Raw genomic sequence first — 26,015 nt, 5'->3', positions numbered from 1 at the left:
CCGCGGCGGGCGGTCAGCGGACCTTGGGGACGGCGCCGAAGACCGGGGCGATCTCGCTCCAGCGGTGCAGCTGGCAGCCGTCGTTGCGCTTGAAGGTCGTGTCGACGGGCCTGCCCTGCCAGGTGCCCTTCACCGTGGCGACCTCGGGGCCGCCGTAGATGTCGGTGCACATCCGGTCCTTGGGGACGGGCGCGAAGGGGTCCTTGGCCTTGGCGAGGGCGGCGCAGGCGTCGGCGGCCTTCGGGTGGTCGCCGCCGGCCGGGTCGCAGGTCAGCCTGTAGGTCGTGGCAGGAGCCTGGGCCGATGCCTTGACCTGGATGGTGAGGTCGTCGGCCGGGGAATTCGAGGGCCGCACCGTGGCGGTGCCCGAGGGCCGCTCGGCGGGAAGGGTCCTGGCGTGTTCGTCGCCGCAGGCGGCCAGTGAGAAGATCATGGCGAGCCCGGACGAGGCGAGGATGAGCGTCCGATACCGCATGCATGATTCGACGCGGCGGGGCTCCGCGCGGTTCCATGGGGGTGTGATGATTTTCGGGGACGAGGTTCCGGCGGTGGTCGCCGCCGACGTTCCGCAGGGCGGCTACCTGCTCGACGTGCGCGAACAGAACGAGTGGGACGCGGGGCACGCGCCCGACGCCGTCCACATTCCGATGGGTCAGCTGGGCGACCGGGCCGGGGAGATCCCGCGGGACCGCGAGATCTTCGTGATCTGCCGGTCGGGGGCGCGGTCGGCGCAGGTGACGGTCGCGCTGAACCAGGCGGGCTGGCTGGCGAAGAACGTGGACGGCGGGATGAAGGGCTGGGCCGAGGCGGGCCGGCCGATGGAGAACGGCGGGGACGGCGAGCCCTACGTGGCCTGACCGGCCGCCCCCCGGCACGGCCGGGGAGACATCACCCCCTTTGTCGGGGTTGCGGGCGGTTGTACGATCGGTGCCGACCGATAACCGCGGGAGCTCGGGCCATGAGCCGGGCTGAGAGGGCGGCCTTCCTGGCGTCGCCGACCGCATGAACCTGTCCGGGTAATGCCGGCGTAGGGAGCGTGTCCCGTGACGTCCGACGTCGAGAAGACCCTCGCGCACGAGAGCCCGCGGGCCGAGGTCCCGTACACGCTCGACGAGCCGGCCCCGAAGGTGCTCGGCTTCTGGGACCAGAGCGCGTTCTGGGCGAACCTCGGGGTCAGCCTGCTGGCCTTCTCCGGCGCCTACACCGTCCTCGCGCCCGATGCCGCCGGGACGCCGACGCTGGCGATCGCGGCGGGCATCGTCGCGATGATCGTCGGCACCGTGCTGGGCGGGCTGATGCTCGGCCTCGCCGCCGCGCCGGGCGCCCGGACGGGCCAGCCGGCGATGGTGCTGCTGCGCGGGCTGTTCGGCGCGCGGCTGTCGTACGTGCCGACGGTGCTGAACATCGCGCAGCTGATCGGCTGGGGCACGTTCGAGCTGATCGTGATCGCGGACGCGGCGCGCGAGCTGTGGGACGGGGTGCCGCGCTGGGGCTACGTGGTCGCGGCCGGTGTCCTCACGACGGTGCTGACGATCTGGCCGCTCGGGTCGGTGCGGCTGCTGCGCCGGTACGTGACGGTCGCGGTGATCGTCGCGCTGGTCTACTTCTACGTGCAGCTCGTCCGGCAGCCGCTGCCGGACCTGAACCACGGGTCGTGGCACGGGTTCTGGATCGGCGCGGACGCGGCGCTGGCGGTGTCGATCTCGTGGGTGCCGGTCGCCGCCGACTACACGCGGCACGCGAAGAGCGCGCGCGGCGCCTTCGGCGCGGCGTCGGTCGGGTACTCGGTCACCCAGATCGTCGCGTACGTGCTGGGGCTGCTGGCCCTGGCGCTCGTGGGCGGCGACACGGCCAAGGTGTTCGACCCGTTCCTGCACGTCGCGCTGGGCGCGGTGTTCTTCGCGGTGTTCGTGCTGCGGGAGGCCGACCAGTCGTTCGCGAACGTGTACTCCACCGCCGTGTCGATCCAGAACCTGGTGCCGCGCGCCGACCGCCGCGTCCTGTCGGTCGCGCTCGGCGCGGGGATCACCGTGCTCGCGCTGGTGCTGGACATCAACGACTACGCGGGCTTCCTGTCGCTGATCGGGTCGGTGTTCGTCCCGATGCTGGGCGTGCTCGCGGCGGACTTCTTCCTGGGACGGGGCCGCGCCGGCGGCTGGGACGCGAGCCGCACCGCGCCGTCCCGGTGGGCCATGATCGCGGCCTGGGCGGTCGGCATCGTCGCCTACCAGCTGATCAACCCCGGGACGATCGGCTGGTGGACGGACCTGTGGCAGCACGTGCGGGACGCGCTGCACTTCACCCCGGAGAGCTGGATGAGCGCGTCGCTGCTCTCCTTCCTCGTCGCGGGGGCCGCGACGCTGCTGATCGGCTGGGCGGGCGCCGCCCGCCGCCCCGGTATTACCCGACGGTAGGGTTGCCGCAGCCGCGCGCCGGCGGATGCGCGGCGCCCCGCCCGAAAGGCACGACGGAGATGGCCGATCCCGAGGTCCCCGGGTCGCTGAAGTGGCGTTCCTCCCTGAGCGGGGGCCGCCTGGTGGGAACTTTTCGGCGCCGGTTGCCCGGCGCCGCACCGGGCTCCGGTGGCACGATGAAGGACGTGCAGCACGTCCACGACCCGATAGCGCGCGCCGTCATCGAGAGCGCCGCCGACGCGATCGTGGCCGTCGACCAGAAGCACCGCGTCACCGTGTGGAACCCGGCCGCCGAGCGGATGTTCGGCTGGAGCGCCGAGGAGATGGTCGGGCGCGTCCCGCCGATCGTCCCGGACGAGCTGAAGGCCGAGCACAACGCCGTCCAGGAGCGGCTGCTCACCCGGCGCGCCGGCGAGGGCGAGTCCGAGAAGGAGGGCGGGCAGATCTCGATCGCGACCCGCCGGTTCCACCGGGACGGCCGGCTGATCGACGTGCGGATCGACACGAGCCTGCTGAAGGACCCGGCCGGGACCCCGCTCGGCTGGGTCGGGGTGTACCACCCGGCGGAGGACGACGAGATCGTCCAGCACCACATGACGGAGCGGGCCCGGCTCGTCCGGCGGCTCAACGACATCGTCGCCGACCTGAACGCCGAGCTGGACCTCGCCGTCGTGCTCGACCGGATCACGACCGCGCTGATCGAGCTGACGGGCGCGGACGCGGGCGGGTTCGTCCGGATCGAGGGGCAGCGGCTGCGGCTGGTCAGCACGTCGGGGCTGCCGGAGCACATGCGCGGGACGACCGCCGAGCTGCGCCCGAGCCTGGTCGGGGAGCTGCTGCGGTCCGGCAAGACGGTCAAGCTCGCGACCGGCGAGCAGCGGCTCGGCGACCTGATCTGGTCCGAGCTGCCCGGCCTGCACACCGTCGCGCTCGGCCTGTCCTACCTGCAGAACCGCCCGTACGGGGCGCTGTACGCGCTGTTCTCCGGGCGCAAGATCGGGCACACCGAGCTGGAGCTGCTGGAGCTGCTCGCCGGGCACGCCGGCGTGGCGGTCGGCAACGCCGTCGCGTACGCGGAGGTCGTCCGGCAGCGGGCGCACGAGCGCGCGGTGATCGACTCCAGCGCGGACGGCATCGCGGTGCTGGACCACGACCTCGTCGTCCGGCAGTGGAACCCGGCCGCGCACGCCCTCACCGGCGTCCCGCCGGAGGACGCGATCGGCCGGCCGCTGCCGTTCGACATGCCCGCGCTCGGCGAGATGCTGACGTTCCCGCTGGAGTCCGGGGTCTGGCTGAACGTGCTGGCCGCGGAGATCGAGGAGACCGGCGAGCTGGTCGTCGACTTCCGCGACGTGACGGAGGCCAAGGCCCTGGAGGAGGCGAAGGACCTGTTCCTCGCCACCACCAGCCACGAGCTGCGCACCCCGATCACGGTCGTGCAGGGCTTCGCGTCGACGCTGGTCAACCGGTGGGACGAGCTGTCCGACATCGACCGCCGCGCCGCCGTCGCGACGATCGCCGAGCGCGCCCAGTCGCTCGCCCGGCTGGTGGAGCACCTGCTGCTCGGCTCCCGCGCGGGCGCCGACGAGCTGGCCGTGACGGTGGAGCCGTTCGACCTGGCCCGGGTGCTGGAGGGCGTCGTCGCGGGGTTCCGGTCGCTGTCGCCGCTGCACCGGGTGGAGCTGGAGATCGAGCCGGACCTGCCGCGCTGCCGGGGCGACGCGATGGCGACCGACATCGTGCTCGGGCAGCTGCTGGAGAACGCGTTCAAGTACAGCCCGGACGGCGGGACGGTCCGGGTCCGCGCGAAGGCGAGCCCGGCGGGGATCGCGGTGGCGGTCGAGGACGAGGGGATCGGCATCCGGCCGGGCGACCACGAGCGGATCTTCGAGCGGTTCGTGCAGGGCGAGGCGGGGGACCGGCGCCGGTTCGGCGGCATCGGGCTCGGGCTCTACATCGTGAAGCGGCTGACCGAGGCGCAGGGCGGGGCGATCTCCGCGCATCCCCGCACGGGCGGCGGGCCGGGCACCTGCATGCGGCTGGTCCTGCCGGCCGAATGACCGCCCGGTCGGTCACTTACCGTGAGGACAGCGCTCCGGCTGCGGCCGGGTGAGTCCGGTGTGGCCCGCGGTTTGAGCGATCTTGGCCGGTGGCACTGTTGCTCCGTGCGGGAAAGTGCGGTGGCCACCGGGTGTGACGGACGAAACGCGCGCGCGAGGAGTAACCCGTCCTCCGGCTGGATAGATCCTTGGTTGGTCGCCGTTGGTGACGGGATCACCGTCCCGCACCGGGTTCCGACGCCGCATACGGGGGTGATCACCGTGACCGAACGGCCGGTGACTCGTTGTGCAGGTGGCAAACTGAATCGCTCAGGTTTCCGGTCCAGGCCATCAGGGCATTTCGGTCGTACTGGAAGAGCGGCGACGGGGCTGGTCCGAGACAGCGGAACCACGGGGAGGTGAGGGCGTCGAGCGTCGTACTGCTGCCGCACGCGCCGTCCAGCGTCGCGGTCGCCCGCAAGCGCCTCAGCTCCGAGCTGGTCGCCTCGGGGGTCTTCGAGTCGGTCGTCGACGATGCCAGCGTCATCGTCAGCGAGCTGATCAGCAACGCCCTGAGGCATGCCAGGCCGCTGCCCTCCGGGCAGGTCCGGGTCTGCTGGCTGCGCCGCGGCGACGTCCTGGAGCTCGAGGTCAGCGACGGGGGCGCGATGACCGAGCCGCGCCGCGGCCCGGGCACGCTGTCCTCGCTCGGCGGCCGCGGGCTCGGCATCGTCGAGGCCCTGTCGGAGGGCTGGGGCGTCCGGCACGAGGACGGCGCCACCACCGTGTGGGCCGTGCTGCGCACGCCGCGCTCGAACGGCGGCGAGGGCGCGGTCTCGCCCGCGCACTCCGACACCGTCGTGCCCGATCTCGCCGACTTTCCGGACCTCATGGACGAACCGAATGAAGGCTTCTACAACGGAACGAGGAATGAGGTGGCCCCAAGTAGGGCATACCCCGCCTAGAAGGACCACTGCCGCACCTTGTATGGTCCTCAACAAGCTCGGGCGCTGTCGTGCCCCCGTCGACACCGCCCGAGCGTCCAACGTGGGAAAGGCCCCGGCATCGCCGGGGCCTTTCGACGTCACGGGGCCCCGTCAGGGGGCGTCGCGGAGGATCGGGCAGGACATGCAGCGCGGGCCGCCCCGCCCGGTGCCGAGCTCGCTGCCGCTGATCCGGATGACCTCGATCCCCGACGCCTCCAGCTGCGCGTTCGTCTCGATGTTGCGCTCGTACGCCACGCACAGCCGGGGCGCGACCGCGAGCGTGTTGTTGCCGTCGTCCCACTGCTCCCGCTCGGCGGTCACCGGGTCGAGACCGGTGTCGATCACCTTCAGCCGGTCCAGGCCCATCGCGTCCGCCGCCGCCTCCAGGAACGGGCGCGGCTCCGCCACCCGCAGGTCGCCGTCGTGCAGCGTCACCGTGTACGCGGTCAGCGAGTGCGCGACCGGCGGGTACATGACCACGGTGTCGACGTCGACCATGGTGCACACCGTGTCCAGGTGCATGGTCGCGCGCTCCTGCGCGATCGGCACCGCCAGCACCGTGTGCGCCAGCCCCGCCCCGATCACCTGCCGGGCCAGCCGCTCCACGCCCGCCGGGGTCGTCCGCTCGCCCGTCCCGACCGCGATCACCCCCGGGCACAGCAGCAGGACGTCGCCGCCCTCCAGGTGCTCCAGCGCCGGCGAGTACACCGGCTCCACCCCCGCGAACCGCGGGTGGTGCGCGTAGATCAGCCCGGTGAGCTGCGCCTCCCGGCGCCGCGCCTCCATCGCCAGGCTCGTCACCGCCACCCGGTCGCCGATCCACGCGCTGTTGTCGCGGGTGAACAGCAGGCCCGGCAGCGGGTCCACGATGAAGTCGAGCCGGTCCATCAGCCGGTACACCAGGCCGTGCCCGGCCTTCAGCTCCTCGTGCGCCAGCCCCGCGACCAGCGTCTGCGACAGGTCCTCCGGGTCGAGGTCGCGCAGGTACCCCTCCACGACGCGGCGCAGCTGGTCGCCGAGCCGCAGGTCGACGATCGCGTCCGCGATCGCCTGCTCCCGCGCCGCCCCGTACTCCAGCGCGTCCTGCAGCAGCTCGGTGACGTACAGCACCTCGACGCCGCGCTCCCGCAGCGCCTCCGCGAACGCGTCGTGCTCCTCCTGCGCGCGGCCCGCCCACGGGATCGCGTCGAACAGCAGCTTGTCGCTGTTGCGCGGCGTCAGCCGCTTCAGCTCCGCGCCCGGACGGTGCAGCAGGACCGTCCGCAGCCGCCCGACCTCGCTGGTCACCCGGTGCTCGTGCGCGTCCGGTGCCGTCGTCCCCGTTGTCTGCGTCACACCAGAAGTCTAGATCGGCCCTTTCCGGCGGAGCCGTTGGCCCGTTCCTGTGCCACGATCCGAGGGTGATCCGGGGGCTTTCACTGCATTTGACCGCCGCGACGCTGCTGCGGGTGTCCGCCGAGGGCGTCGCGACGGCGCTCGTCCTGACCGTCCAGGCCCGGACGGGCCACGCCGCCACCGCCGGCTACCTGCAGACCGCGATGACGCTGCCGTACGTGGTCAGCGGGCCGGTGATCGGCAACGCGCTGGACCGGATGGCCCGCCCGCGCCGCGCCGTCGTCCCGCTGGCCCTCGCCTATGTCGCCGCGACCGGCCTGCTGCTGGTGATGGCGGGCGGCTCGCCGCTGGTCGCGGCGCTGTGCGTCGCGGCCGTGATCGGCTGCACCGAGCCGATCGTCGTGGCGCTGACCAGCCTGCTGCCGCGGTTCGTCCCGGCCGACCGGCTGTCGCGCGCGTACGGGCTGGAGGCGTCGAGCTACAACGTGGCAGCGATCGTCGGCCCCGGTCTCGCGGCGGGCGTCGCCTCGTTCGCGAGCGGCCGGTACGCGGGGGCGGGCATCGTGGCGAGCGCCGTCCTCGGGCTCTGCGTCCTTCCCCTGCTGCCCTTCGCCGGGCCCGGAAAGCCCGCCGAGGCGGGGCGGGCCGCCGAGGCGGGGAAGGGCGCGATCGCCGAGCGGGACATCGGCGAGGTCACCGAGGACGCCCGGTCCGGCCTCGGCGACGTGATCGCCGGCGGGCTGCTCGTGCTGGCCCGGGGCCGGGTGCTGCGCGCGCTGACCGTCGCGACGACGCTCGCGTGGCTCGGGTTCGGCGGCGTCGCGGTGACGGCGGTCCTGCTCGCCGGGCACATCGGCGCCGCGCCCAGCGCGGGCGGGCGGCTGCTGGTGGCGATGGCCGCCGGGTCGCTGCTCGGCTCGCTGGCGTCGAGCCGCTGGCTGACGCCCCGGCGCGCCGAGCCGGTCCTGGTCGGCGGGCTCGTCGCGTTCGGCGCCGCGCTGGCGGCGCTCGCGGTGGTCCCGTCGGTGCCGTGGGCGATGGCCGCGTTCTGCGCGGCGGGGCTCGCCGAGGGGCCGGTGTTCACCGCGACGCTGATGCTCCGCCAGCGCGAGTCGCCGCCGGACCGGCTCGGCCAGGTGAACACCACCGGCGGCAGCCTGAAGATCGGCGCCTCCGCGCTCGGCGCGGCGCTCACCGCCGCGTGCGCGGACGCGGTCGGCCCGGTCGGGCTGGTGCTGGCGATCGCCTCGCTCCAGTTCGCCGGCGCGCTCTCCGGCTGGATCCTGCTGCGACCGCGCCGACCTCGCTCTATTCCTTGACGGTTATATTCCTGGTGAGGCATATTGAACGACATGGCAACCGCGGTCTGGCACGCGCTCGCCGACCCCGGCCGGCGGGCGATCCTCGACCGGCTGCTGGACGGTCCGCGGCCGGTCGGCGACCTGGCCCGCGCCTGCGGCCTGAGCCAGCCCGGCACGTCCAAGCACCTGCGCGTGCTGCGCGAGGCCGGGCTGGTCGACGTCGAACGGGACGCGCAGCGCCGGCTGTACGCGATCCGGCCCGCCCCGATGGCGGAGCTGGACGCCTGGCTGGCGCCCTACCGGCGGTTGTGGAACGCGAGCCTGGACGCGCTGGGCGACCGGCTGGACCGCCTGGACGACCCGTCCGGCGGACGGCCCGGCGCCGGCGCCACCGAGAGAGGCGAACCATGATCATCACGAATCCCGGCCGCTACCTCGAGATCGGCGGCCGCCCGGCCGTCCGCTTCGAGCGGATCTACGACCACCCGGTGGAGCGGGTGTGGCGCATGGTCGCCGACCCCGCCGAGCTGGCGCGCTGGTTCCCGGCCCCGAAGATCACCATCGATCCGGTCCCCGGCGGCGCGATCACCTTCTCCGGCGACCCGGCCATGCCCGAGGCGACGTCGAGCGGCCGGGTCATCGACGTCGACCCGCCGCGCCGGCTCGCCTTCAGCTGGGGCGGCGACGAGCTGCACTTCGACCTCGAACCGCTCGACGGCGGCCGGACCCGGTTCGTCCTCACCAACGTCCTCGAGGCCCGCGACACGGCGGCGCGCAACGCGGCCGGCTGGGACGTCTGCCTGGCCGCGCTCGACGCCCTCGCCGAGGACCGCCCCGCCGAGCAGCCCGCGTGGCAGCCGGCGTACGACGGGTACGTGGCGGCGGGCCTGCCGTCCGGCGCCCCGATCCCCGGCCGGGACTGAGCCGGGGGCCGGGGGCCGGGGGCCGGGACGGGGCACGGGACGCAGGCGCCTAGGACTCCCGGGCGGTCCGGTAGGTGAGGAGCGGCATGCCGTCACCGACCATGCGGGTGTCCACCAGGCGCATGGACTTCACGCCGCTCGTCTCGCCGAACAGCCGCGGGCCGGCCCCGATGACGAGCGGCCACACGATCAGCCGCAGCTCGTCGGCGAGGTCGTGCTCGATCAGCGTGTGCACGAGCCGGGTGCTCGCGTACACGACGATGTCCCCGTCCACCTTCTCCTTCAGCCTCGAGATCTCGTGGACGGGGTCGCCGCCCAGGACCGCGGTGTTCTCCCAGCCGAGGTCCTCCAGGGTCGAGGACACGACGTGCTTGGGCAGGGACCGCAGCCGGTCCGCCCACGGGCCGGTCCGCGAGGGCCAGCCCCGCGCGATGAAGTACTCGTAGCTGCGCCGGCCCATGAGCAGCGCCTCGGTGCCCATCGCCTCCGCGGTCTCGGCCTCGGCCCACGCGATGCGGTCCTCGTCCGCCATCCAGTCGAACCAGCGGCCGAACCTGGCGTCCTCGTCGCCCGCGATCTCGGTGACTCCGTCGAGCGAGACGTTCTCGCTGATGACGATCCTTCCCATGGCGCTTCTCCCATCGGTGTCGTTGCCGTCGCCGATGCAGATGCCGCGATCCCGGAGAAGGGGGCGGCCGAGGACCGCCCCCTTCGGGGCCCGCCCGGCGTCCGTACAGGATGGGAAGAGAACGGGCGCAGAGGAGAGGTGGCGAGCGCCGATGGGAGCCGACCTGATCTCGAGGGCGCGGGCCGGGGACGGCGAGGCGTTCCGCGCGCTCACCGAGCCGCACCGCCGGGAGCTGCACGTGCACTGCTACCGGATGCTGGGATCGTTCCAGGACGCCGAGGACGCCCTCCAGGACACGCTGCTGGACGCCTGGCGGGGCCTCGGCGGGTTCGACGGACGCGCCTCGTTGCGCACCTGGCTCTACCGGATCGCCACGAACCGGTGCCTGAGCACGCTTCGCTCGGCGGCCCGGCGCCCGGCCAAGGCGTGGGACATCCCCGGTGTCGAGCCGCCCGAACCGACCCGGCTCGGCGAGGTCGTGTGGCTGGAGCCGTTCCCCGACGCCCTCCTGGAAGGCGCGCCGCCGGTGCCGCTCGGTCCGGAGGCGCGCTACGAGCGGACCGAGTCCGTCTCGCTCGCCTTCGTGACGGCGCTCCAGACCCTGCCGCCCCGCCAGATCGCCGTTCTCATCCTCCGTGACGTGCTCGGGTTCCACGCGGACGAGGTCGCCGCGATGCTGGACACGACCGTCGACTCGGTCAAGAGCGCCCTGAAACGGGCGCGCACCGGCCTGCGGCGGCGGCAGGCGGCGCAGGCCGGCGACGAACCGCCTCCCGCCGCCGGCTCGCCCGCCGAGAACGCCGTGGTGGCGGGCTTCGTCCGCGCCTGGGAGGCCGCCGACGTCGACGCGCTGGTGGCGCTGCTGACCGACGACGCCTTCGTGTCCATGCCGCCGCTGCCGTTCGAGTACGAGGGGCGGGACGTCGTGGCGGGCTTCTGCGCCGACCTGTTCGGCGCAGGGCGGAGGTTCGACCTCGTGCCGACGCGCGCCAACGGACAGCCGGCGTTCGGGAGCTACCTGCGCGCCCCCACCGGCGCCCGGCACGGGACCGGCCTGTACGTCCTCACCCTCGCGGGCGGCCGGATCAGCGCCATGACCCGCTTCGAGAACGGCGTGCTCCCGTCGTTCGGCCTGCCGCGCTCGCTTCCGAGCCGGTAGCCGCGCTGCGCCACGCGGTCACCGCGGTGGTCACTGGGGCGGGCGCAGGCCGGCGATCAGGAGGCGGACGAGGCGCCGCGCGTCGTAGCGGTCGTCGTTCTCGGCGCCGATGCAGAGGTTGCCGATGCCCCGCATGAGCTCGTAGGCGCCGATGCCGGAGCGGATCTCGCCCGCGCCGGCCGCGGCGTCGAGCAGCCGCGCGCACACGGGGACGAGGCGTTCGAGGAAGTAGGCGTGCAGCGTCTCGAACCCGGCGGTGTCGGACCGCAGCACGGCCGCGAGCCCGTGCTTGGTGACCAGGAAGTCCACGAACAGGTCGATCCACCGCCCCAGCGCCGCGTACGGCGTCGCGCTCTCCTCCAGCAGGGCGGGTCCGGCCTCGGCGCAGGACTCGACCTGGTGCCGGTAGACGGCCACGATGAGGTCCGCCCGTGTCGGGAAGTGGCGGTAGATCGTGGCCGTCCCGACGCCCGCCTTCGCCGCGATGTCGCGCACGGGCGCCTCCACGCCCGACGTCACGAAGATCTCGGCGGCCGCGTCGAGCAGGGCCTCCTCGTTGCGCCGGGCGTCCGCCCGCCTGGGCCGGGCCGCGCGCTCGCCGTCCTTCACCATGCCTCCGACTCCGGGGTTGCTAAACGGGACATCGTTCCGTATCGTCTAAGTGGGACATCGTCCCGGTTAATCATCATGCCAGAGCGCGAGCGTGGCCACCAATCCCCCTGCGCCGCCGGCGCCGCTCGCGACCTCTCCCGACGAAAGCCGCACCCATGTCGAACGCTTCCACCATGACCATCACCGCGAGGCCCGTCGTGCTGCCCGCCCCGGACCGCGGCGAGGACCTCCAGGTCAGCGTGTCCGCGCCCGCGACCGGCGGCGACCTGCCCGTCATCGTCTTCTCGCACGGCTTCGGCTGGTCGATGGACGGCTACGCGCCGCTCGCCGACCACTGGGCCGCGCACGGCTTCGCGGTCGTCCGGCCCACCCACCTCGACTCCAGGCGGCTCGGCATCCCCGCCGACGATCCCCGCACGCCGCGGATCTGGCGCCTGCGCGTCGACGACCTGACGCGCGTGATCGACGGGCTCGACGCCCTGGAGGCCGCCGTTCCCGGCCTCGCCGGGCGCCTCGACCGCGACCGCATCGCCGTGGCGGGCCACTCCTGGGGAGCCCAGACGGCGAGCATGCTGCTGGGCGCGCGCGTCCTGGACCCGGACGGCGCACCCGGTGAGGACCTGTCCGACCCCCGCGTGAAGGCGGGCGTGCTGCTCGCCCTGACCGGCCGGGGCGGAACCGACCTGTCGGCGTTCGCGGCCGAGCACTTCCCCTTCATGAACCCGTCCTTCGACGGCATGGCCGCGCCCGCGCTCATCGTCGCCGGCGACCACGACCGGTCGCCCCTGACCACCCGGGGGCCGGACTGGTTCACCGACGCCTACGTGCTCGGCCCGAAGGACAAGGCCCTGCTCACGCTGTTCGGAGCGGAGCACTCGCTCGGCGGCGTCCCGGGATACGAGGTCGCCGAGACGACGGACGAGAACCCCGAGCGCGTCGCCCTCGTCCAGCGGCTCACCACCGCCTACCTGCGCGGCGTCCTCTACCCGGACGACACCGGCTGGCAGGAGGCGCGCTCCGCGCTGGAAAGCGACCCGCGCCCGCTCGGGCGGCTCGACATCAAGTAGGCGGATCCCCGTCCACCGAGAAAGGAACCAGGGCTCATGCCGCGATCACCCAGTTTCGGGATCATGACCGCGCCGATGCAGGTCGGCTACGACGACATCCTGCGGGTCTGGCGCGAGGCCGACGCGATCCCCGAGATCGGCCACGCCTGGCTGTTCGACCACCTCATGCCGATCGGCGGCGACCCGGACGGCCCGGCCTACGAGGGCTGGACGCTGCTGTCCGCGCTGGCCGCGCGGACCCGGCGGCTGCGCCTCGGCCTGCTGGTGACCAGCAACCGGTTCCGCCCGCCCGCGATGCTCGCCAAGATCGCCACCACCGTCGACATCGTCTCCGGCGGGCGGCTCGACTTCGGCATCGGCGCGGGCTCGCGTCCCGGCCACCCGCTCGCCCGGCGCGAGTACGAGGCGCACGGCCTGCCCTTCCACGACTTCGAGCACTCCGTGGAGAGCCTCGCCGAGGCGTGCGCCATCGTCCGGCGGCTGTGGACGGAGCCCGAGCCGTTCGACTTCGCCGGCGTCCACCACCGGCTCACCGGCGCGTTCGGCAACCCCAAGCCCGTCCAGCGCCCGCACCCGCCGATCCTCATCGGCGGCCGCTCGTCCGCGACGCTGCGCGTGGTCGCCGAGCACGCCGACCTGTGGAACATCCCCGGCGGCGACATCGCGGACGTGACCGCCCGCAGCGCCCTGCTGGACCGCTACTGCGCCGCCATCGGCCGCGACCCCGCCTCGATCACCCGCTCCATCCACCTGCCCGTCTCCTACGACGAGCCCGGCGCCGCCAGGGACGCGATCGGCGAGGCGCTCGACGCCGGTTTCCGGCACTTCGTCCTCTCCCTGCCCGCGCCCTACCCGGACGGCGCCGCGCGGTGGCTCGCCGACGAGCTGATCAAACCGTCCGCCTGACCCGGCCTCACCGGGCGGCCCCTGCGGGCCGGCCGGTGAGGAGGTCGTGGCGGTGCCCCCAGGCGGTGATCGCGTCGGCGATCGTGTCGGGGCGGTCCTCGGGGGCGTGGTGCCCGGACGCGCCGCCGTGCTCGATCTCCAGGTTCGCGATGTGCTCCGCGCACCAGGCGGCCGTCGCCGGGTCGATCGCGAGAGTGGGCGAGGTGTCGAAGGTGATCAGCAGCTTGGGGACGTCGCGGCTCGCGGCCAGCCACGCGTCGTACCGCTCGACCCGCGCGTGGACGTCGGCGGGCTCCCCGCCGATCGGCAGCGAGCGCGCCCACTGCAGGATCGGGCGGCGGCTCTCCGGCGTGGGGTAGGGCTCCAGGTACGGGCGGAGCTCCTCCTCGTCGAGCGGGGTGAGGACGCCGCCGGTGTACGCCGTCTCGATGAAGAAGTTGGTGTCGAGCACCCGCTTCTCGCCCTCGGGGCCGCGCATCATCTCGGCGCGGGCCCGCGGCGCGTCGCCCAGTTCGTCCCAGGACACGGGCTTGACGATCGTCTCGAAGAACGCGACGCCGCGGGTCCGCCCCGGATGGCGGGCCGCCCAGTCGAAGGCCAGCGCGCCGCCCCAGTCGTGGCCGACCAGCACGACCTCCTCCAGGCCCAGCGCGTCGAACCAGGCGTCCAGGTAGCGGGCGTGGTCGTCGAAGCGGTAGGGGACGTCCGGCTTGCCCGAGCGGCCCATGCCGATGAGGTCGGGGGCGAGGAGCCGCCCGGTCCCGCCCATCGCGGGCAGCACCCGCCGCCACAGGCGCGACGAGCTGGGGTTGCCGTGCAGGAAGACGACGGGCGCGCCGTCCCCGGTCTCCTCGTAGTACATCGTCGAGTCGAGCACGTCGATCACCGGCATGGAAGCCTCCACATTTCATTGGTGGCGCCAACGTTGGCGCCACCAATGAAATTACATCGTTGGTCGCACCAACGCAACACCTGCCCGCGGAAAACCGGTCGACTTCGTCCGGTCGGCTTCGTAGTGTGCGGGGCATGTTCTTCGCAGCCGGCACCCGGACGCTCGCAGGCGACTGCCTGCTGAGCGCGGTGCCGGCTGCCTTCCTCGTGGCAGCGGCAGCGGCGATCGCCGACGACGGCGTCCGAAGCTGACCCCTCTCCGTCCCGCCTCCGGAGAACCAGCGGAGGGGGGTTGGCCAAGCGAACGCGGCGCGCCCGCACGGGCGCGCGCGGGTTCTCACGTTCGGATCATCGTGAGGACGAAGAGACCATGGCGAAGAAGCTGTACGAGCGGGACAAGCCGCACCTGAACATCGGCACGATGGGCCACGTCGACCACGGCAAGACGACGCTGACCGCGGCGATCACGAAGGTGCTGGCCGAGCGCGGGCTGGCGTCCGCCGTGCCGTTCGAGGGCATCGACCGCGCCCCCGAGGAGCGCGACCGCGGCATCACCATCAACGTCGCGCACGTCCAGTACTCCACCGCGACCAGGCACTACGCCCACGTCGACATGCCCGGTCACGCCGACTACGTGAAGAACATGATCACCGGTGCGGCGCAGGTGGACGGGGCGGTGCTGGTCGTCTCGGCGCAGGACGGCGCGATGCCGCAGACGCGGGAGCACATCGTGCTGGCGCACCAGGTCGGCGTCCGGCACATCGTGGTCGCGCTCAACAAGGCCGACACGGTCGAGGACACCGAGCTGCTCGACCTCGTCGAGCTGGAGGTGCGCGAGCTGCTCACCGAGTACGGGTTCCCCGGCGACGAGGTGCCCGTGGTCCGGGTCTCCGGGCTGAAGGCGCTGGAGGGCGACCCGTACTGGACGGCCCGGATCGGCGACCTGCTCGACGCGATCGACGCGTACGTGCCGGTGCCGGACCGCGTGCTCGACAGGCCGTTCCTCATGCCGGTGGAGAGCGTGCTCACCATCACCGGGCGCGGCACCGTCGTGACCGGCGTGGTGGCGCAGGGCTCGGTCCGGGTCGGGGACGCGGTGGAGGTCGTCGGGCTCGGCGCGTCGTTCGGCTCGGTCGCGACGGGGCTGGAGACCTTCGGGCAGTCCATGGACCACGCCGAGGCGGGCGACAACACCGCGATGCTGCTCCGCGGCGTGCGGCGCGACCAGGTGCGGCGCGGCCAGGTGGTCGCGGCGCCGGGCGCGATCCGGCCGCACACCCGGTTCCGCGCGCGGGTCCGGGTGCTGACGGCGGCGGAGGGCGGCCGGAGCAGGCCGTTCTTCCACGGGTACCGGCCGCAGTTCCACTTCCGGACGACGGACGTGGTCGGCGGTGTGGACCTCGGCGGTGAGGGCGGCATGGCGATGCCGGGCGACTCCGTCGAGATGGCCGTCGAGCTGGGCCGGCCCGTCGCGATGAGCGAGGGGCTCGGGTTCGCGATCCGGGAGGGCGGCCGGACGGTCGGCGCCGGAACGGTCGTCGAGCTGCTCGGTTAGCCGCCGCGTCCATCGGGATGCGGTTTCGGGGTCCGGCGGGGCGACCTGCCGGGCCCCTCTCCGATCCGGATCGGCCCATCAGGCCGGCACGGAGGTTGACAGCGGCGATCAATACCCCTTTAACTCCATAACTATGGATATAGATAAAGCCGGTTCGCCGTCGCCGATCGAGTTCCGGCTCGATCCCGGCTCGGGGGTGCCGACCTATCTCCAGCTGGTGCACCAGGTGGAGCAGGCGATGCGGCTGGGGTACCTGCGCAGGGGCGACCAGCTTCCGCGGGTCAAGGACGTCGTCGCCGGGCTGGCGATCAACCCGAACACGGTGCTGAAGGCGTACCGGGAGCTGGAGCACCGGGGGCTGGTGGCGGGACGGCGCGGCGTCGGCACGTTCGTCGAGGGCGCGTTGGACCGGGTCGGACTGCGCGAACAGGCGGCCCTGCACAAGAGCATGCTGGCCTGGATGCGCACGGCGGCCGAGGCCGGCCTCGACGAGGACGGCATGAGCGCCGTGTTCACGGCCGCGCTGCACGACCTGCGGCAGAGCCGGGAGGGTCGGAGCGGCGAGGAAGGCGGCGGCCGCCCGGGGGTGGTCGCATGAGCACCGCGATCGAGGCGTCCGGGCTCGGCAAGCGCTACGGCCGTACGTGGGCGCTGCGGGACTGCTCGCTGGCGATCCCGGCCGGGCACGTGGTCGGCCTCGTCGGCCCGAACGGCGCGGGCAAGACCACGCTGCTGAGCCTGGCGGCCGGGCTGGCGACGCCGACGGCGGGACGCGTGCGGGTGGCGGGCGGCAGGGCCGCGGGGTCGGCCGCCGCGCTGGACGCCGTCGCCTTCGTGGCCCAGGAGGCGGCGCTCTACCGCAATCTGCCCGTGGCCGACATGCTGCGGGTGGGGCGCAGCCTGAACCGGCGCTGGGACGACCGGCGCGCTCGCGATCGGCTGGCGGAGCTGGGCATTCCGCTGGAGAAGAAGGTCGGCGCGTTGTCGGGCGGCCAGCGGTCCCAGGTGGCGCTGACCCTCGCCCTCGCCAAATGCCCGGAACTGCTGATCCTGGACGAGCCGCTGGCCGCGCTGGACCCGGTGGCCCGGCACGACTTCATGGCGGCGTTGCTGGCGGCCGTGGCGGAGGACGGCGTCTCGGTGGTGTTCTCCTCCCACGTCGTCGCGGAGCTGGAGCGGGTCTGCGACTACGTGGTCGTCGTGCACGGCGGGCGGATCCAGGTGTCGGGCGAGGCCGAGGACCTGGTGGCCGGTCATCACGTCCTGACCGGGCCGGCCGACCGGGCCGACGCCGTCGCCGAGCACCTCCCGGTCGTCCGGGACCGGCGCGCCGCCGCGCAGGCTCACCTGCTGGTCCGCGGCACCGACCAGGACGCCGCGCCGCCGGGCTGGCAGCGGCACCCGGTCGGGCTGGAGGAACTGGTACTGGCCTACATGCGCGAACCGTCGGCCTCGGTGCTCCCCGGGCCGAGAGCCGGACGCGGCGAACAGGTGGCGTGCTGATGACCGCGGTCGATTCCGCGGCCCCGGCCCCCGGCGGCCCGCTGCCCCGGCTGGGCGCCGCTTGGGTGACGTGGCGCCGGCACCGGACCGCCTTCTACGCCCTGCTGGGGATGCTGGCCGGCTTCGCCGTGCTGATGGTGGCCGGTGGCCTGCGGGCCCGCTCGACCTATCACCGGCTCGGGCTGAACCAGTGCACCTCGTTCACCGGCGACCGCTGCGAACACCTCCGCATGGAGTTCTTCGACTGGTACCCGCAGCAGGTGCCGTTCTTGTTCCTCCTGCTGCTCCCCGCGGCCCTGGGCGCCATCGCCGGAGGGCCGCTGATCGCCCGGGAGCTGGAGACGGGCACCTACCGGTTCGCCTGGACCCAGGGCGCCGGACGGACCCGCCTGCTGCTGACGCAACTGCTGCTGGTCGCCGCGGTGCTGGCCGCGGTGGCAGAGGCGTACGGGGCTCTGTACACCTGGTACAACGCGCCTCTGGACCACGTCATGCGTTTCGGCTTCGGCGACTACCTCGGCTTCGAGCTCAAGGGAGTCGTCTTTCCGGTCCAGACGCTGCTGGCGTTCACGGCCGGGGTGTTCGCCGGCCTGCTGACCCGCCGCAGCATCGCCACGGTCGCCGGGGTCTTCCTCGGCATGTCCGGGCTGGTCCTGGCACTCGTCTTCGAGCTTCGCAAGTACTACATGACGCCACTCGTCACGGCAGGCGGGACGAACCCGCGTGACTGGGTGGTCGGCAGGGCGTACGTGGATCCCAACGGGCACCTGCTGAACACCGGCGACAGCCACGTCCTGTTCACGAAGTACCTGGCACAGATCCCATCGTCGAGCGACGGAACTCCGTCCGTCTCGTACAGGGACTGGCTGCAGGCCCGGCACTACACCATCGTGACGAGCTACCACCCCGCCGGACGGTTCTGGACCTTCCAGTTCATCGAAACCGGCTGGATGACGCTGCTCATCCTGCTCCTGGGCATCGCCACCGTCTGGCTGGTCCGCCGCCGGATCGGCTGAAGCCCGCCCGCCGGATCGGCACGATCCGGCGTCCACACTCCCGCGCTCGTCCAGTGACGCCGGTGCCCTCCGGCGCCACCGGCGTCGCATGCCCTTCCACGAAACGGGAAACCGATGAAACCAGAGATCACCCATGCGCCCCGGCCGGTCGGCCGGGTCCGGACCGGCCTGCGCGGCCGCACACGTGCGTCACGGTCGGCCGCCGCCCTGCTGGGCGTCGCGCTGGCGACGGCGGCCTGCGGCGCTTCGCCGGCACAGCAGGTCGCCGCCGCACGCGCCGCGCGTTCCGCCGCGCGGCCTGCCGGATCCCCGGTCCTGCCTCCCCCGACCGGCCCGCACGCGGTCGGCCGCTCCGTCCTCCACCTCGTCGACACCCGCCGACCGGATCCCTGGGTGCCGTCGGCCGGCCCGCGGCAGCTCATGGTGTCGATGTACTACCCCGCCCGGCCCGGGACCGGCGGGCCCGCCGCGTACATGACCACGGAGGAGGCCCGGCTGTTCCTGCGGGAGAAGGCTCCGGGGGCCGGATTCCCGCCCGAGGCGCTCAGCGCGACCCGCACCTACGCGCGGACCGGCGCGCGCCCGGCGGGCGGCCGTTTCCCGCTGGTGCTGCTCTCACCGGGCTTCGGGTTCCCGCGCGCCACCCTCACCGGCCTCGCCGAGGACCTGGCCAGCCACGGGTACGTGATCGCGCTGGTCGACCACACCTACGAGAACTCCGGTACGACCTTCCCCGACGGACGCACCCTCGCCTGTGCCATCTGCGACAAGCCCCCCGCGGGCGGGCAGCCGGCCATCGCCCGGAGCCGGGCCGGGGACATCTCCTTCGTGATCGACCGGCTGACCGGCCACCACCCGGCCTGGCGCGACGCCCACCTGATCGACTCCAGGCGCATCGGCATGGCCGGGCACTCCATCGGCGGCGACGCCGCCGCCGCGACCATGGCCGCCGACCGGCGGGTCCGCGCGGGGGTGGACATGGACGGCACCTTCTACGCGCCGGTCCCGTCCACCGGCCTTGGGCATCGCCCCTTCCTGATGTTCGGCGCGGAACACGAGGCCCCGGGCGCCGATCCCACCTGGGAACAGGCGTGGAGAAGCCTGGACGGCTGGAAGCGCTGGCTGACCGTCGCCGGTTCCGACCACGGGACCTTCACCGATATGCCCGTCCTTTCCGCCTGGGCGGGCAGACCCGGCACCGCGCTCTCCCCGCAGCGCTCGGAGCAGATCACTCGCACCTATGTCGGCGCCTTCTTCGGCCTGCACCTCGAAGGCACCCCGCAGCCCCTGCTCGAAGGCCCGTCATCGGCCGACCCCGAGGTCACCTTCCAGTCCCCTTGATGCCGGCCCGGCGGGTCGTCGGTCGATCCGCCGGGCTCCCGGTGATTTGTCGACTTGTCGTTTCATGACCATGTCGTTGCTTGCGGTCGGCCGAAATTGGTCGACCGCGCAGTGACCGAACGAGCGCGAATTGCTGGCGGACAAGATCGTGATGTGGTGGGATCTCTCCCAACATCCCCGCTGATTTCCCCCCTCATGGAGAACGTGTGCGAGCCCCCCGCGCTCTGATTCCCCTTCTCTCGGTCTGCGGAGCCGCCGCCGTCGTCACGGCCGCGGGCGTCGGCGCCGACATCGACGGACTCCCGGGCGGCGGCCCGGCGCACGCCGACGGCGCCGTCCGCAAACCGCCGCCCAAAGCGGCGATCACGGCGGTGGACTGGAACGTCTGCGGCGCCCCCGAGGCCGGCTGCCCGCTCGGCTCCCGGCCCGCCGAGCTCGCCAAGCGCGTCGCCGGGCAGCTGCACGTCACCGAGGTCGGCGGGCGGAAGGTCCACGCGAACGCCGCGTTCCTCCAGGAGATCTGCTCGGGGCAGGTGCAGGCGCTGAAGAAGGCGTCCTGGTTCGCCTCGTGGAGCTGGCAGTTCGCCGCGTATCCGGACGGCCCGTCCTGCGTGGGCGGCCAGGGGCGGCTCGGGGTCGCGCTCGGCGCGCGCGTCGCGCTGGACGGCGTCCAGCAGACGCGGCTGCCGTCGCCGTCCGGCGCCCGGCGCATCGCCCTGTGCGGGGAGGCCGGGGCGTGGCGGACGCGCCTGTGCGTCACGCAGTTCAGCTCGCCCGCCGAGGACCCGCAGGGCGAGTGGCGCCGCAAGCAGGCCCGCGCCTTCGCCTCGCTGGCGGGCGCCGGCACCCGCGTCGTCGCGGGCGGCGACCTCGCCGAGCCTCCCGAGAACGCGGCGCTCGACCCGCTGTACCGCGCCTACGCCGAGTGCGACCAGTCGGGGTCGTCCCGCACCGGCGCGAAGACCCTGCAGAACTGGCAGGGCACGGCCGTGGAGAAGGACGACTACCTGTTCATCACCAAGTCGGCCACCGTCTCGTGCACCGTGCCCGCCGGCACCGACAAGTCGTCCGACCACCGCCCCGTCTCAGCGATGATCCGCTTCCGCTGACCCCGCCCGCCCACCGGCTGCCCCTGGCCGCCGGCGGGCGCCGGTGGCCGGGGGTGGGGCGGGCCGTGGGGGTCAGTGGACGCCGCGGTCGCGGCCCTGCCAGTAGGGGGCGCGGAGCTCCCGCTTGAGGATCTTGCCGGTGGGGTTGCGCGGGATCGCGTCGCGGCGCTCCACCGACGTCGGGCACTTGAAGTGCGCGAGGCGCTCGCGGCAGTAGTCGATGATCTGCTGCTCGGGGACGTCCTCCGAGAGCACCACCAGGGCCTTGGGCGTCTCGCCCCACCGCTCGTCGGGCACGCCGATGACCGCGCAGTCGGTGACGGCGGGATGCCCCATCAGGACGTTCTCGACCTCGGCGGGGTAGATGTTCTCGCCCCCAGAGATGATCATGTCCTTGACCCGGTCGTGGATGTAGAGGTAGCCGTCCTCGTCGAGGTAGCCCGCGTCGCCCGTGCGGAACCAGTTGTCGGCCGACAGCGCGGACGCCGTCGCCTCCTCCATGCCCCAGTAGCCCTTCATGTTCTGCGCGGTACGGCAGACGATCTCGCCGACCTGCCCGGCCGGCACGTCCTCGCCCGTCGCCGGGTCGACGATCCGCAGCTCGCAGCCCGCGTTCGGCAGCCCGGCGCTGCGCAGCCGGCGCGCGTTCGGGCCGTCCGGGTCGTGGTCCTCGGCGGGCAGCATCGTGATCGCGCCGGTGACCTCCGTCAGCCCGTACACCTGCATGAAGTCGGTGCCGGGCAGCATCCGCATCGCGCCGCGCAGCACGTCCTCGCTGATCGGCGACGCCCCGTACAGCATCAGCTCGAGGCTCGACAGATCGCACGCCGCCACCTCGGGGATCAGCGGCATGAACTGGAGCAGCACCGGGACGAGGAAGATGTGCGTGACGCGGTTCCGCTCGATCGCCCGCGCGATCTCGGTCGGATCGGGCTCCCTGCTGATCACGCCGGTGATGCCGTTGTAGACGACCGAGACCGTCAGCACGTTGCCGGCCACGTGGTACATCGGCATCGCGACCATGAGGACGGTCGTGTCGTCGACGTCCCAGGCGTCGTTGGTCACCTCGAGCGCGGCGAGGAAGTTGTCGTGGGTGAGCATCACGCCCTTGGGCAGGCCCGTGGTGCCCGACGAGTAGAGCTGCACGAAGACGTCCGACGTGGCGCCCTCGTGGGCGGGCGGGTCGGCGTCGGCGGCGTCCATCCAGGCGGCGTAGTCGAGGTGGGCGTGCCCCTCGCCGCCGATGACGACGGTGTGGGTGGTGTGCTCGAGCTTCCCGGCGATGGCGTCCAGCACCGGGACGAACTCGGGCCCGACGATGAAGACCTTGGCCTGCGCGTTGTTGACGATGTAGGCGACCTCGTCGGCGGCGAGCCGGTAGTTCACGGGCACCTGGACGGCGCCGATCCGCGCCGCGCCGAACAGCTGCTCGGCGTACTCGAGCGAGTTCTTGTCGAGGATCGCGACGCGGTCCCCGCGCCCGACACCGGCGGCGGCGAGGGCGGCGGCGGCCCGGTCGGCGCGCCGGTCGAACTCGCGGTAGGTGAGGCTCGCGTCGCCCGCGATGTAGGCGACGCGGTCCGGCTGCGCGAGCGCCCGCTCGCGCAGAATCTCCGTCAGACCCGGCACGGTAGGTCCCTTTCGCCGATGACCGCCTGGTTGTCCCGGCATCATGCGGTCATCGGCGAAGCCCCGCAAGGGGAAAGCGCTACCTGCTTCGGGCCATCTTGGACACGAGGGTCACCGCGAGGACGACGATGACCGCGACGAACCCGATGAAGAAGAAGAACTTCAGCATCGAGATGATCGCGCCGATCACCGTCATCAGCAGCCAGATCGCGAGGACCACGCCGACAATGGTCAGGATTGTCTTACCCATGTCCCTCACCGTATGCGGTCATCGCGGGCGGAGCATCACCCTTCAGTACGAAGCCGCGCCCGCTCCCTCTGGACCGTTCGGCGGAGGTCAACCCTGAGGGCCGCCCAGGGGACCGCCCGGAGTCGCCTCGGGGGGCTGCGGCTGGCTTCCGGGCGGCGGCGCGTCGAGCGGCGGGCCGGACGGCGGCGGAGGCTGGCTGCCTGGTGCGGCGGCGCCACCGGGCGGGGGCGCGAAGGACGGCTGCCCGGCGGGCGCGCCGTACGGCTGGCCGGGAGGCGCCATGGGCGGCTGGCCGGGGTGGGCCATGGGCGGCTGACCCGGCATCGGCTGACCCGGCATCGGCTGGCCGTATCCGACGGCCGGCTGCGGTCCCGTCCACGCGGGCGGACGCTGCCCGCCCGGTCCGAAGCCGCCGCTCGTCCCGACCCGCAGCGCGGCGATCCCGCCTGCGATGACCACGGCCAGCAGCTCGTAGGCGAGGTACTTGTTGAAGTGCGGCTTCATGATCGCGCTCATCATGCCGTCCGGCATGCGCTCCAGGCCGATCATCAGGGCCAGCGTGGCGCCGATGCGCTTGCCGACCTCGAACGCCACGAACGCGGAGACCGCGGCGAGGATCGGCGGGAGGGGGCCGCGCGGCCGGCACAGCAGCAGCCCGAGCGCGGTGACGAGCCCGCAGAGCGCGCAGTTGAAGAGGTAGAAGCCCGTCGAGGTGCGGAAGCTCAGCATCTCCGGGGACGGGTAGGAGGCGAACGCGGCGATCAGGGTGACGACCCCGGTGGCGACGGCGCCGCCCACCAGGACCATGGCGATCGCGCCGCCCGTGGACGTCGGGGGACGAGACTGGGACATTCGCCCATTAAAGCGGTCATCGTTCGCAGCCGCAGGCGAACCCTTACGGAGTGGTGACGGATGGAGCGGAACCGGCGCGAGTGCCCGTAGCGTGAACGAATGATGCCGCCGAAGGACCACGCCGGCCGGGTGCTGGTGGTCGACGACGATCCGACCGTCGCCGACGTCGTCGCCCGGTACCTGGCCCGCGACGGCCACGACGTCGAGTGCGTCGCGGACGGCCCCGCGGCGCTGCGCCGCGCCCGCGAGAACGCGCCCGACCTGGTCGTCCTGGACCTGATGCTGCCCGGGATGGACGGCCTGGAGGTGTGCCGGCGGCTGCGCGAGACCTCCGCGGTCCCGATCGTGATGCTGACCGCGCTCGGCGCGGAGACCGACCGGCTCGTCGGCCTGGAGACCGGCGCGGACGACTACGTGACCAAGCCGTTCAGCCCGCGCGAGCTGGCGCTGCGCGTGCGGTCGGTGCTGCGGCGCGCGCGCGGCGCGCTCGTCCCGACCGTCCCCGCGGGCCCGCTGCGCGACGGCGAGCTGGTGGTCGACGTCGGCGCGCACGAGGCGGGGCTGCGCGGCGCGACGCTCGCGCTGACGTCCCGCGAGTTCGACCTGCTGGCGTTCCTGATGCGCCATCCGCGCCGCGCGTTCACCCGCGACGAGCTGCTGGAACGGGTGTGGGACTGGTCGTTCGGGGACTCCTCGACGGTCACCGTGCACGTCCGGCGGCTGCGCGAGAAGATCGAGGACGACCCGACGGCGCCGCGCCGCATCGTCACCGTGTGGGGCGTCGGCTACCGGTACGAACCGGGCGACGGCGGGGAGGCGGGCCGGTGATCCCGTTCCCGGACCTGCTCCTGGTCGTCTTCTACGCGGCCCTCGCCGCGCTGGTGGTCACGGCGGTCGCGCTCGGCCTGCTGCACCTGCTGCGCGCCCGGTCGGTGGCGGTCCAGCTGGGCGTCGTCGCCGCGGCGACCGTGCTGGCGACGGTCTCCGGCATCATGGTGATCTCGGTCCTGATGCTGATCAACGACCACGACCGGTCGGTCGTGCTGACGGTCGTCGTGTCGGCCGGGCTGGTCGCGACGGTGGTGTCCGTGCTGCTCGGGCGGCGGCTCGTGGCCGCGAACCGGGTGCTGGTCGAGGCCGTCCGCGCGGACCGGTTCCGGGCGCCCGCCGCGCCGCTGCCCGCCGAGCTGGCGGAGCTGTCGCGGGAGCTGGAGGCCGCCTACGACCGGCTCGCCGCGGCGCACGAGCGGGAGCAGGCGCTGGAGGCGAGCCGCCGCGAGCTGGTCGCGTGGGTCAGCCACGACCTGCGGACCCCGCTCGCCGGGCTGCGCGCGATGGCGGAGGCGCTGGAGGACGGCGTCGTCGCCGACGGCGGCACCGTCCGCCGCTACCACGGCCGCATCCGCGTGGAGGTCGAGCGGCTCGCCGAGATGGTGGACGACCTGTTCGAGCTGTCGCGCATCCACGCGGGCGCGCTGCGGCTGTCGCGGGAGCGCGTCGGCCTCGCCGACCTGGTCGCCGAGGCGGTGGCGGGCGCGGAGGCGCTCGCCCGGGCCAAGGGCGTGCGGATCAGCGGGGACGTCCGCGCGGGGCTGCCCGTCCATGTGGACGCCGGCGAGCTGGGGCGGGCGCTGCGGAACCTGGTGGTGAACGCGATCCGGCACACCCCGAGCGACGGCGCCGTCGAGATCACCGGGGAGGTGCGCGGCGGCGAGGCCCGCGTCACCGTCGCGGACGCCTGCGGCGGCATCCCGGAGGCCGACCTGCCGCGCGTGTTCGACGTGGCGTTCCGGGGCGAGACGGCCCGCACGCCGGGCGGCGGCGCCGGCCTCGGCCTGGCCATCGCGCGCGGCATCGTCGAGGCCCACGCGGGCGAGATCGGCGTCGCGAACGCCGGCCCGGGCTGCCGCTTCGAGGTCCGCCTCCCCCTCCCCGCCTGATCTTCCCGCCCCCGCCGAGCTGCGGCGTGCCGTCGTCGTGAGCGCGTCAGAACGACGACGCGCCGCGACTCAGTGGTCGAGGGAGTCGTCGATCGCGCGGAAGGTGGGGCAGGGCCAGCGCCACATGCAGGCGCGGCACCGGCGGATGGGGCTGTCGGGGTCGCTGGTGATGCCGCCGGCCTCCTGCGGCCGGTGCAGGTCGAGGATCCGGACGCCCAGCTCGGCGAGCGCGATGACCTCGTCGCGGGCACCGGTGAGGAACGCGAGGTCCTCGCGGGTCAGCCGGGTCTTGACCGGCACGAAGCCGTCCCGGTTCACCAGCCGGGACAGGTACTGCGTGGACATGCGCCACGAGGTGGACTTCGCGGAGCGCGCGCGGATCGCGTCGAGGCGTTCGCGCAGCCGCGCGTGCCTCGGGTCGGTCGTACGGTCGGCCTTCACGTGCCGCGCACCCCCCAATGCCGCTGTTGCACGGGGCCAGCCTTCCCTACTCGGGACGTCCGCGAAGGGGGAACGGGGAGTTCCCCTGGGGCCGCGCCCGGACGGCACGGGAGGCGCT

27 protein-coding genes and 1 riboswitch are annotated in these 26,015 nt (G+C 73.4%); of the genes, 18 read left to right on the top strand and 9 right to left on the bottom strand.

Annotated features, from left to right (window positions below; translation table 11 throughout):
* Positions 1–13: 13 nt before the first annotated feature.
* A complete protein-coding gene (locus J4557_RS22975) occupies positions 14–475 on the bottom strand; it encodes an SSI family serine proteinase inhibitor (RefSeq protein ID WP_208268779.1) in 462 nt (153 codons plus the stop codon).
* A 49-nt stretch (positions 476–524) separates the two neighbouring features.
* Between J4557_RS22975 and J4557_RS22970 the strand changes: the two genes are divergently transcribed.
* From J4557_RS22970 to J4557_RS22955, 4 genes are all read left to right on the top strand, one after another.
* Positions 525–857, top strand: coding sequence for a rhodanese-like domain-containing protein (locus tag J4557_RS22970; RefSeq protein ID WP_372442516.1), 333 nt, complete (start codon positions 525–527; stop codon positions 855–857).
* A gap of 76 nt (positions 858–933) precedes the next feature.
* A riboswitch (TPP riboswitch) is annotated at positions 934–1,051 on the top strand.
* On the top strand, positions 1,044–2,414 hold the full coding sequence (locus J4557_RS22965; RefSeq protein ID WP_208268778.1) for a purine-cytosine permease family protein: 1,371 nt from the start codon (positions 1,044–1,046) through the stop codon (positions 2,412–2,414). (Overlaps the previous riboswitch by 8 nt.)
* A gap of 176 nt (positions 2,415–2,590) precedes the next feature.
* On the top strand, positions 2,591–4,474 hold the full coding sequence (locus J4557_RS22960; protein ID WP_208268777.1) for a sensor histidine kinase: 1,884 nt from the start codon (positions 2,591–2,593) through the stop codon (positions 4,472–4,474).
* A gap of 398 nt (positions 4,475–4,872) precedes the next feature.
* The gene (locus J4557_RS22955) at positions 4,873–5,418 is read left to right on the top strand and encodes an ATP-binding protein (protein ID WP_307800142.1); all 546 of its coding nucleotides are present in this window, start codon (positions 4,873–4,875) and stop codon (positions 5,416–5,418) included.
* Between the two features lie 132 nt (positions 5,419–5,550).
* Here J4557_RS22955 and J4557_RS22950 read toward each other — a convergent pair whose 3' ends face one another.
* Positions 5,551–6,774 carry an arginine deiminase gene (locus tag J4557_RS22950; RefSeq protein WP_208268776.1) on the bottom strand — a complete coding sequence of 408 codons (1,224 nt, stop codon included), beginning with the start codon at positions 6,772–6,774 and terminating at the stop codon, positions 5,551–5,553.
* Positions 6,775–6,839: 65 nt separating this feature from the next.
* On the opposite strand from J4557_RS22950, the gene J4557_RS22945 reads away from it, so the two are divergent.
* From J4557_RS22945 to J4557_RS22935, 3 genes are read left to right on the top strand one after another with little or no spacing between them, the layout of a single operon-like run.
* Positions 6,840–8,093, top strand: a complete 1,254-nt coding sequence (locus tag J4557_RS22945) for an MFS transporter (RefSeq protein WP_208268775.1) — start codon at positions 6,840–6,842, stop codon at positions 8,091–8,093.
* A 33-nt stretch (positions 8,094–8,126) separates the two neighbouring features.
* Positions 8,127–8,486 carry an ArsR/SmtB family transcription factor gene (locus J4557_RS22940; protein WP_208268773.1) on the top strand — a complete coding sequence of 120 codons (360 nt, stop codon included), beginning with the start codon at positions 8,127–8,129 and terminating at the stop codon, positions 8,484–8,486.
* Positions 8,483–8,998, top strand: a complete 516-nt coding sequence (locus J4557_RS22935; RefSeq protein ID WP_208268772.1) for an SRPBCC family protein — start codon at positions 8,483–8,485, stop codon at positions 8,996–8,998. The genes J4557_RS22940 and J4557_RS22935 overlap by 4 nt, the downstream gene beginning before the upstream one ends.
* Before the next feature lie 49 nt (positions 8,999–9,047).
* On the opposite strand, the gene J4557_RS22930 is transcribed toward J4557_RS22935, so the two are convergent.
* Positions 9,048–9,626 carry a dihydrofolate reductase family protein gene (locus J4557_RS22930; protein WP_208268771.1) on the bottom strand — a complete coding sequence of 193 codons (579 nt, stop codon included), beginning with the start codon at positions 9,624–9,626 and terminating at the stop codon, positions 9,048–9,050.
* 151 nt (positions 9,627–9,777) lie between these two features.
* Between J4557_RS22930 and J4557_RS22925 the strand changes: the two genes are divergently transcribed.
* A complete protein-coding gene (locus J4557_RS22925) occupies positions 9,778–10,785 on the top strand; it encodes a sigma-70 family RNA polymerase sigma factor (RefSeq protein WP_208268770.1) in 1,008 nt (335 codons plus the stop codon).
* Between the two features lie 30 nt (positions 10,786–10,815).
* Here the strand turns inward: J4557_RS22925 and J4557_RS22920 are convergent, their stop codons facing one another.
* Complete coding sequence (locus tag J4557_RS22920; RefSeq protein WP_208268769.1) at positions 10,816–11,397, bottom strand: TetR/AcrR family transcriptional regulator; 582 nt, start codon at positions 11,395–11,397, stop codon at positions 10,816–10,818.
* Between the two features lie 173 nt (positions 11,398–11,570).
* Between J4557_RS22920 and J4557_RS22915 the strand changes: the two genes are divergently transcribed.
* Positions 11,571–12,464, top strand: a complete 894-nt coding sequence (locus J4557_RS22915) for an alpha/beta hydrolase family protein (protein ID WP_307800141.1) — start codon at positions 11,571–11,573, stop codon at positions 12,462–12,464.
* 63 nt (positions 12,465–12,527) lie between these two features.
* The gene (locus tag J4557_RS22910; protein WP_243776192.1) at positions 12,528–13,370 is read left to right on the top strand and encodes an LLM class flavin-dependent oxidoreductase; all 843 of its coding nucleotides are present in this window, start codon (positions 12,528–12,530) and stop codon (positions 13,368–13,370) included.
* Between the two features lie 7 nt (positions 13,371–13,377).
* Here J4557_RS22910 and J4557_RS22905 read toward each other — a convergent pair whose 3' ends face one another.
* Positions 13,378–14,262, bottom strand: coding sequence for a haloalkane dehalogenase (locus tag J4557_RS22905; RefSeq protein ID WP_208268766.1), 885 nt, complete (start codon positions 14,260–14,262; stop codon positions 13,378–13,380).
* Between the two features lie 369 nt (positions 14,263–14,631).
* On the opposite strand from J4557_RS22905, the gene tuf reads away from it, so the two are divergent.
* The 6 genes from tuf (at position 14,632) to J4557_RS22875 (ending at position 20,785) form a co-directional block, all read left to right on the top strand.
* Positions 14,632–15,816: an elongation factor Tu gene (gene tuf / locus J4557_RS22900; RefSeq protein WP_208268765.1), complete on the top strand. Its 1,185-nt coding sequence runs from the start codon at positions 14,632–14,634 to the stop codon at positions 15,814–15,816.
* Positions 15,817–15,949: 133 nt separating this feature from the next.
* On the top strand, positions 15,950–16,414 hold the full coding sequence (locus tag J4557_RS22895) for a GntR family transcriptional regulator (RefSeq protein WP_208268763.1): 465 nt from the start codon (positions 15,950–15,952) through the stop codon (positions 16,412–16,414).
* Positions 16,411–17,319, top strand: coding sequence for an ABC transporter ATP-binding protein (locus J4557_RS22890; RefSeq protein WP_208268762.1), 909 nt, complete (start codon positions 16,411–16,413; stop codon positions 17,317–17,319). The genes J4557_RS22895 and J4557_RS22890 overlap by 4 nt, the downstream gene beginning before the upstream one ends.
* Positions 17,319–18,335, top strand: coding sequence for an ABC-2 membrane transporter-related protein (locus tag J4557_RS22885; RefSeq protein WP_208268760.1), 1,017 nt, complete (start codon positions 17,319–17,321; stop codon positions 18,333–18,335). The genes J4557_RS22890 and J4557_RS22885 overlap by 1 nt, the downstream gene beginning before the upstream one ends.
* 114 nt (positions 18,336–18,449) lie before the next feature.
* The gene (locus tag J4557_RS22880; RefSeq protein WP_208268758.1) at positions 18,450–19,676 is read left to right on the top strand and encodes an alpha/beta hydrolase family protein; all 1,227 of its coding nucleotides are present in this window, start codon (positions 18,450–18,452) and stop codon (positions 19,674–19,676) included.
* Positions 19,677–19,882: 206 nt separating this feature from the next.
* A complete protein-coding gene (locus tag J4557_RS22875) occupies positions 19,883–20,785 on the top strand; it encodes an endonuclease/exonuclease/phosphatase family protein (protein WP_208268757.1) in 903 nt (300 codons plus the stop codon).
* A 72-nt stretch (positions 20,786–20,857) separates the two neighbouring features.
* On the opposite strand, the gene J4557_RS22870 is transcribed toward J4557_RS22875, so the two are convergent.
* The 3 genes from J4557_RS22870 to J4557_RS22860 form a co-directional block, all read right to left on the bottom strand.
* Complete coding sequence (locus tag J4557_RS22870) at positions 20,858–22,414, bottom strand: long-chain-fatty-acid--CoA ligase (RefSeq protein WP_208268756.1); 1,557 nt, start codon at positions 22,412–22,414, stop codon at positions 20,858–20,860.
* Between the two features lie 79 nt (positions 22,415–22,493).
* A complete protein-coding gene (locus J4557_RS22865; protein ID WP_173097526.1) occupies positions 22,494–22,664 on the bottom strand; it encodes a hypothetical protein in 171 nt (56 codons plus the stop codon).
* Between the two features lie 87 nt (positions 22,665–22,751).
* On the bottom strand, positions 22,752–23,516 hold the full coding sequence (locus tag J4557_RS22860; protein WP_208268755.1) for a hypothetical protein: 765 nt from the start codon (positions 23,514–23,516) through the stop codon (positions 22,752–22,754).
* A gap of 99 nt (positions 23,517–23,615) precedes the next feature.
* On the opposite strand from J4557_RS22860, the gene J4557_RS22855 reads away from it, so the two are divergent.
* Both J4557_RS22855 and J4557_RS22850 read left to right on the top strand, forming a co-directional pair.
* Complete coding sequence (locus J4557_RS22855; RefSeq protein WP_279576142.1) at positions 23,616–24,344, top strand: response regulator; 729 nt, start codon at positions 23,616–23,618, stop codon at positions 24,342–24,344.
* Entirely contained in the window at positions 24,341–25,456 is a 1,116-nt protein-coding gene (locus J4557_RS22850; RefSeq protein WP_307800140.1) for a sensor histidine kinase, read from the top strand. Before J4557_RS22855 ends, J4557_RS22850 begins: the two co-directional genes overlap by 4 nt.
* A gap of 69 nt (positions 25,457–25,525) precedes the next feature.
* On the opposite strand, the gene J4557_RS22845 is transcribed toward J4557_RS22850, so the two are convergent.
* A complete protein-coding gene (locus J4557_RS22845) occupies positions 25,526–25,897 on the bottom strand; it encodes a hypothetical protein (protein ID WP_208268753.1) in 372 nt (123 codons plus the stop codon).
* Between the last annotated feature and the right edge of the window lie 118 nt (positions 25,898–26,015).

The organism is Actinomadura nitritigenes (assembly GCF_017573545.1).
Lineage (GTDB): Bacteria > Actinomycetota > Actinomycetes > Streptosporangiales > Streptosporangiaceae > Spirillospora > Spirillospora nitritigenes.
Note: the sequence above shows the minus strand (reverse complement) of the source record. Positions and strands in the feature narration are given on the sequence as shown.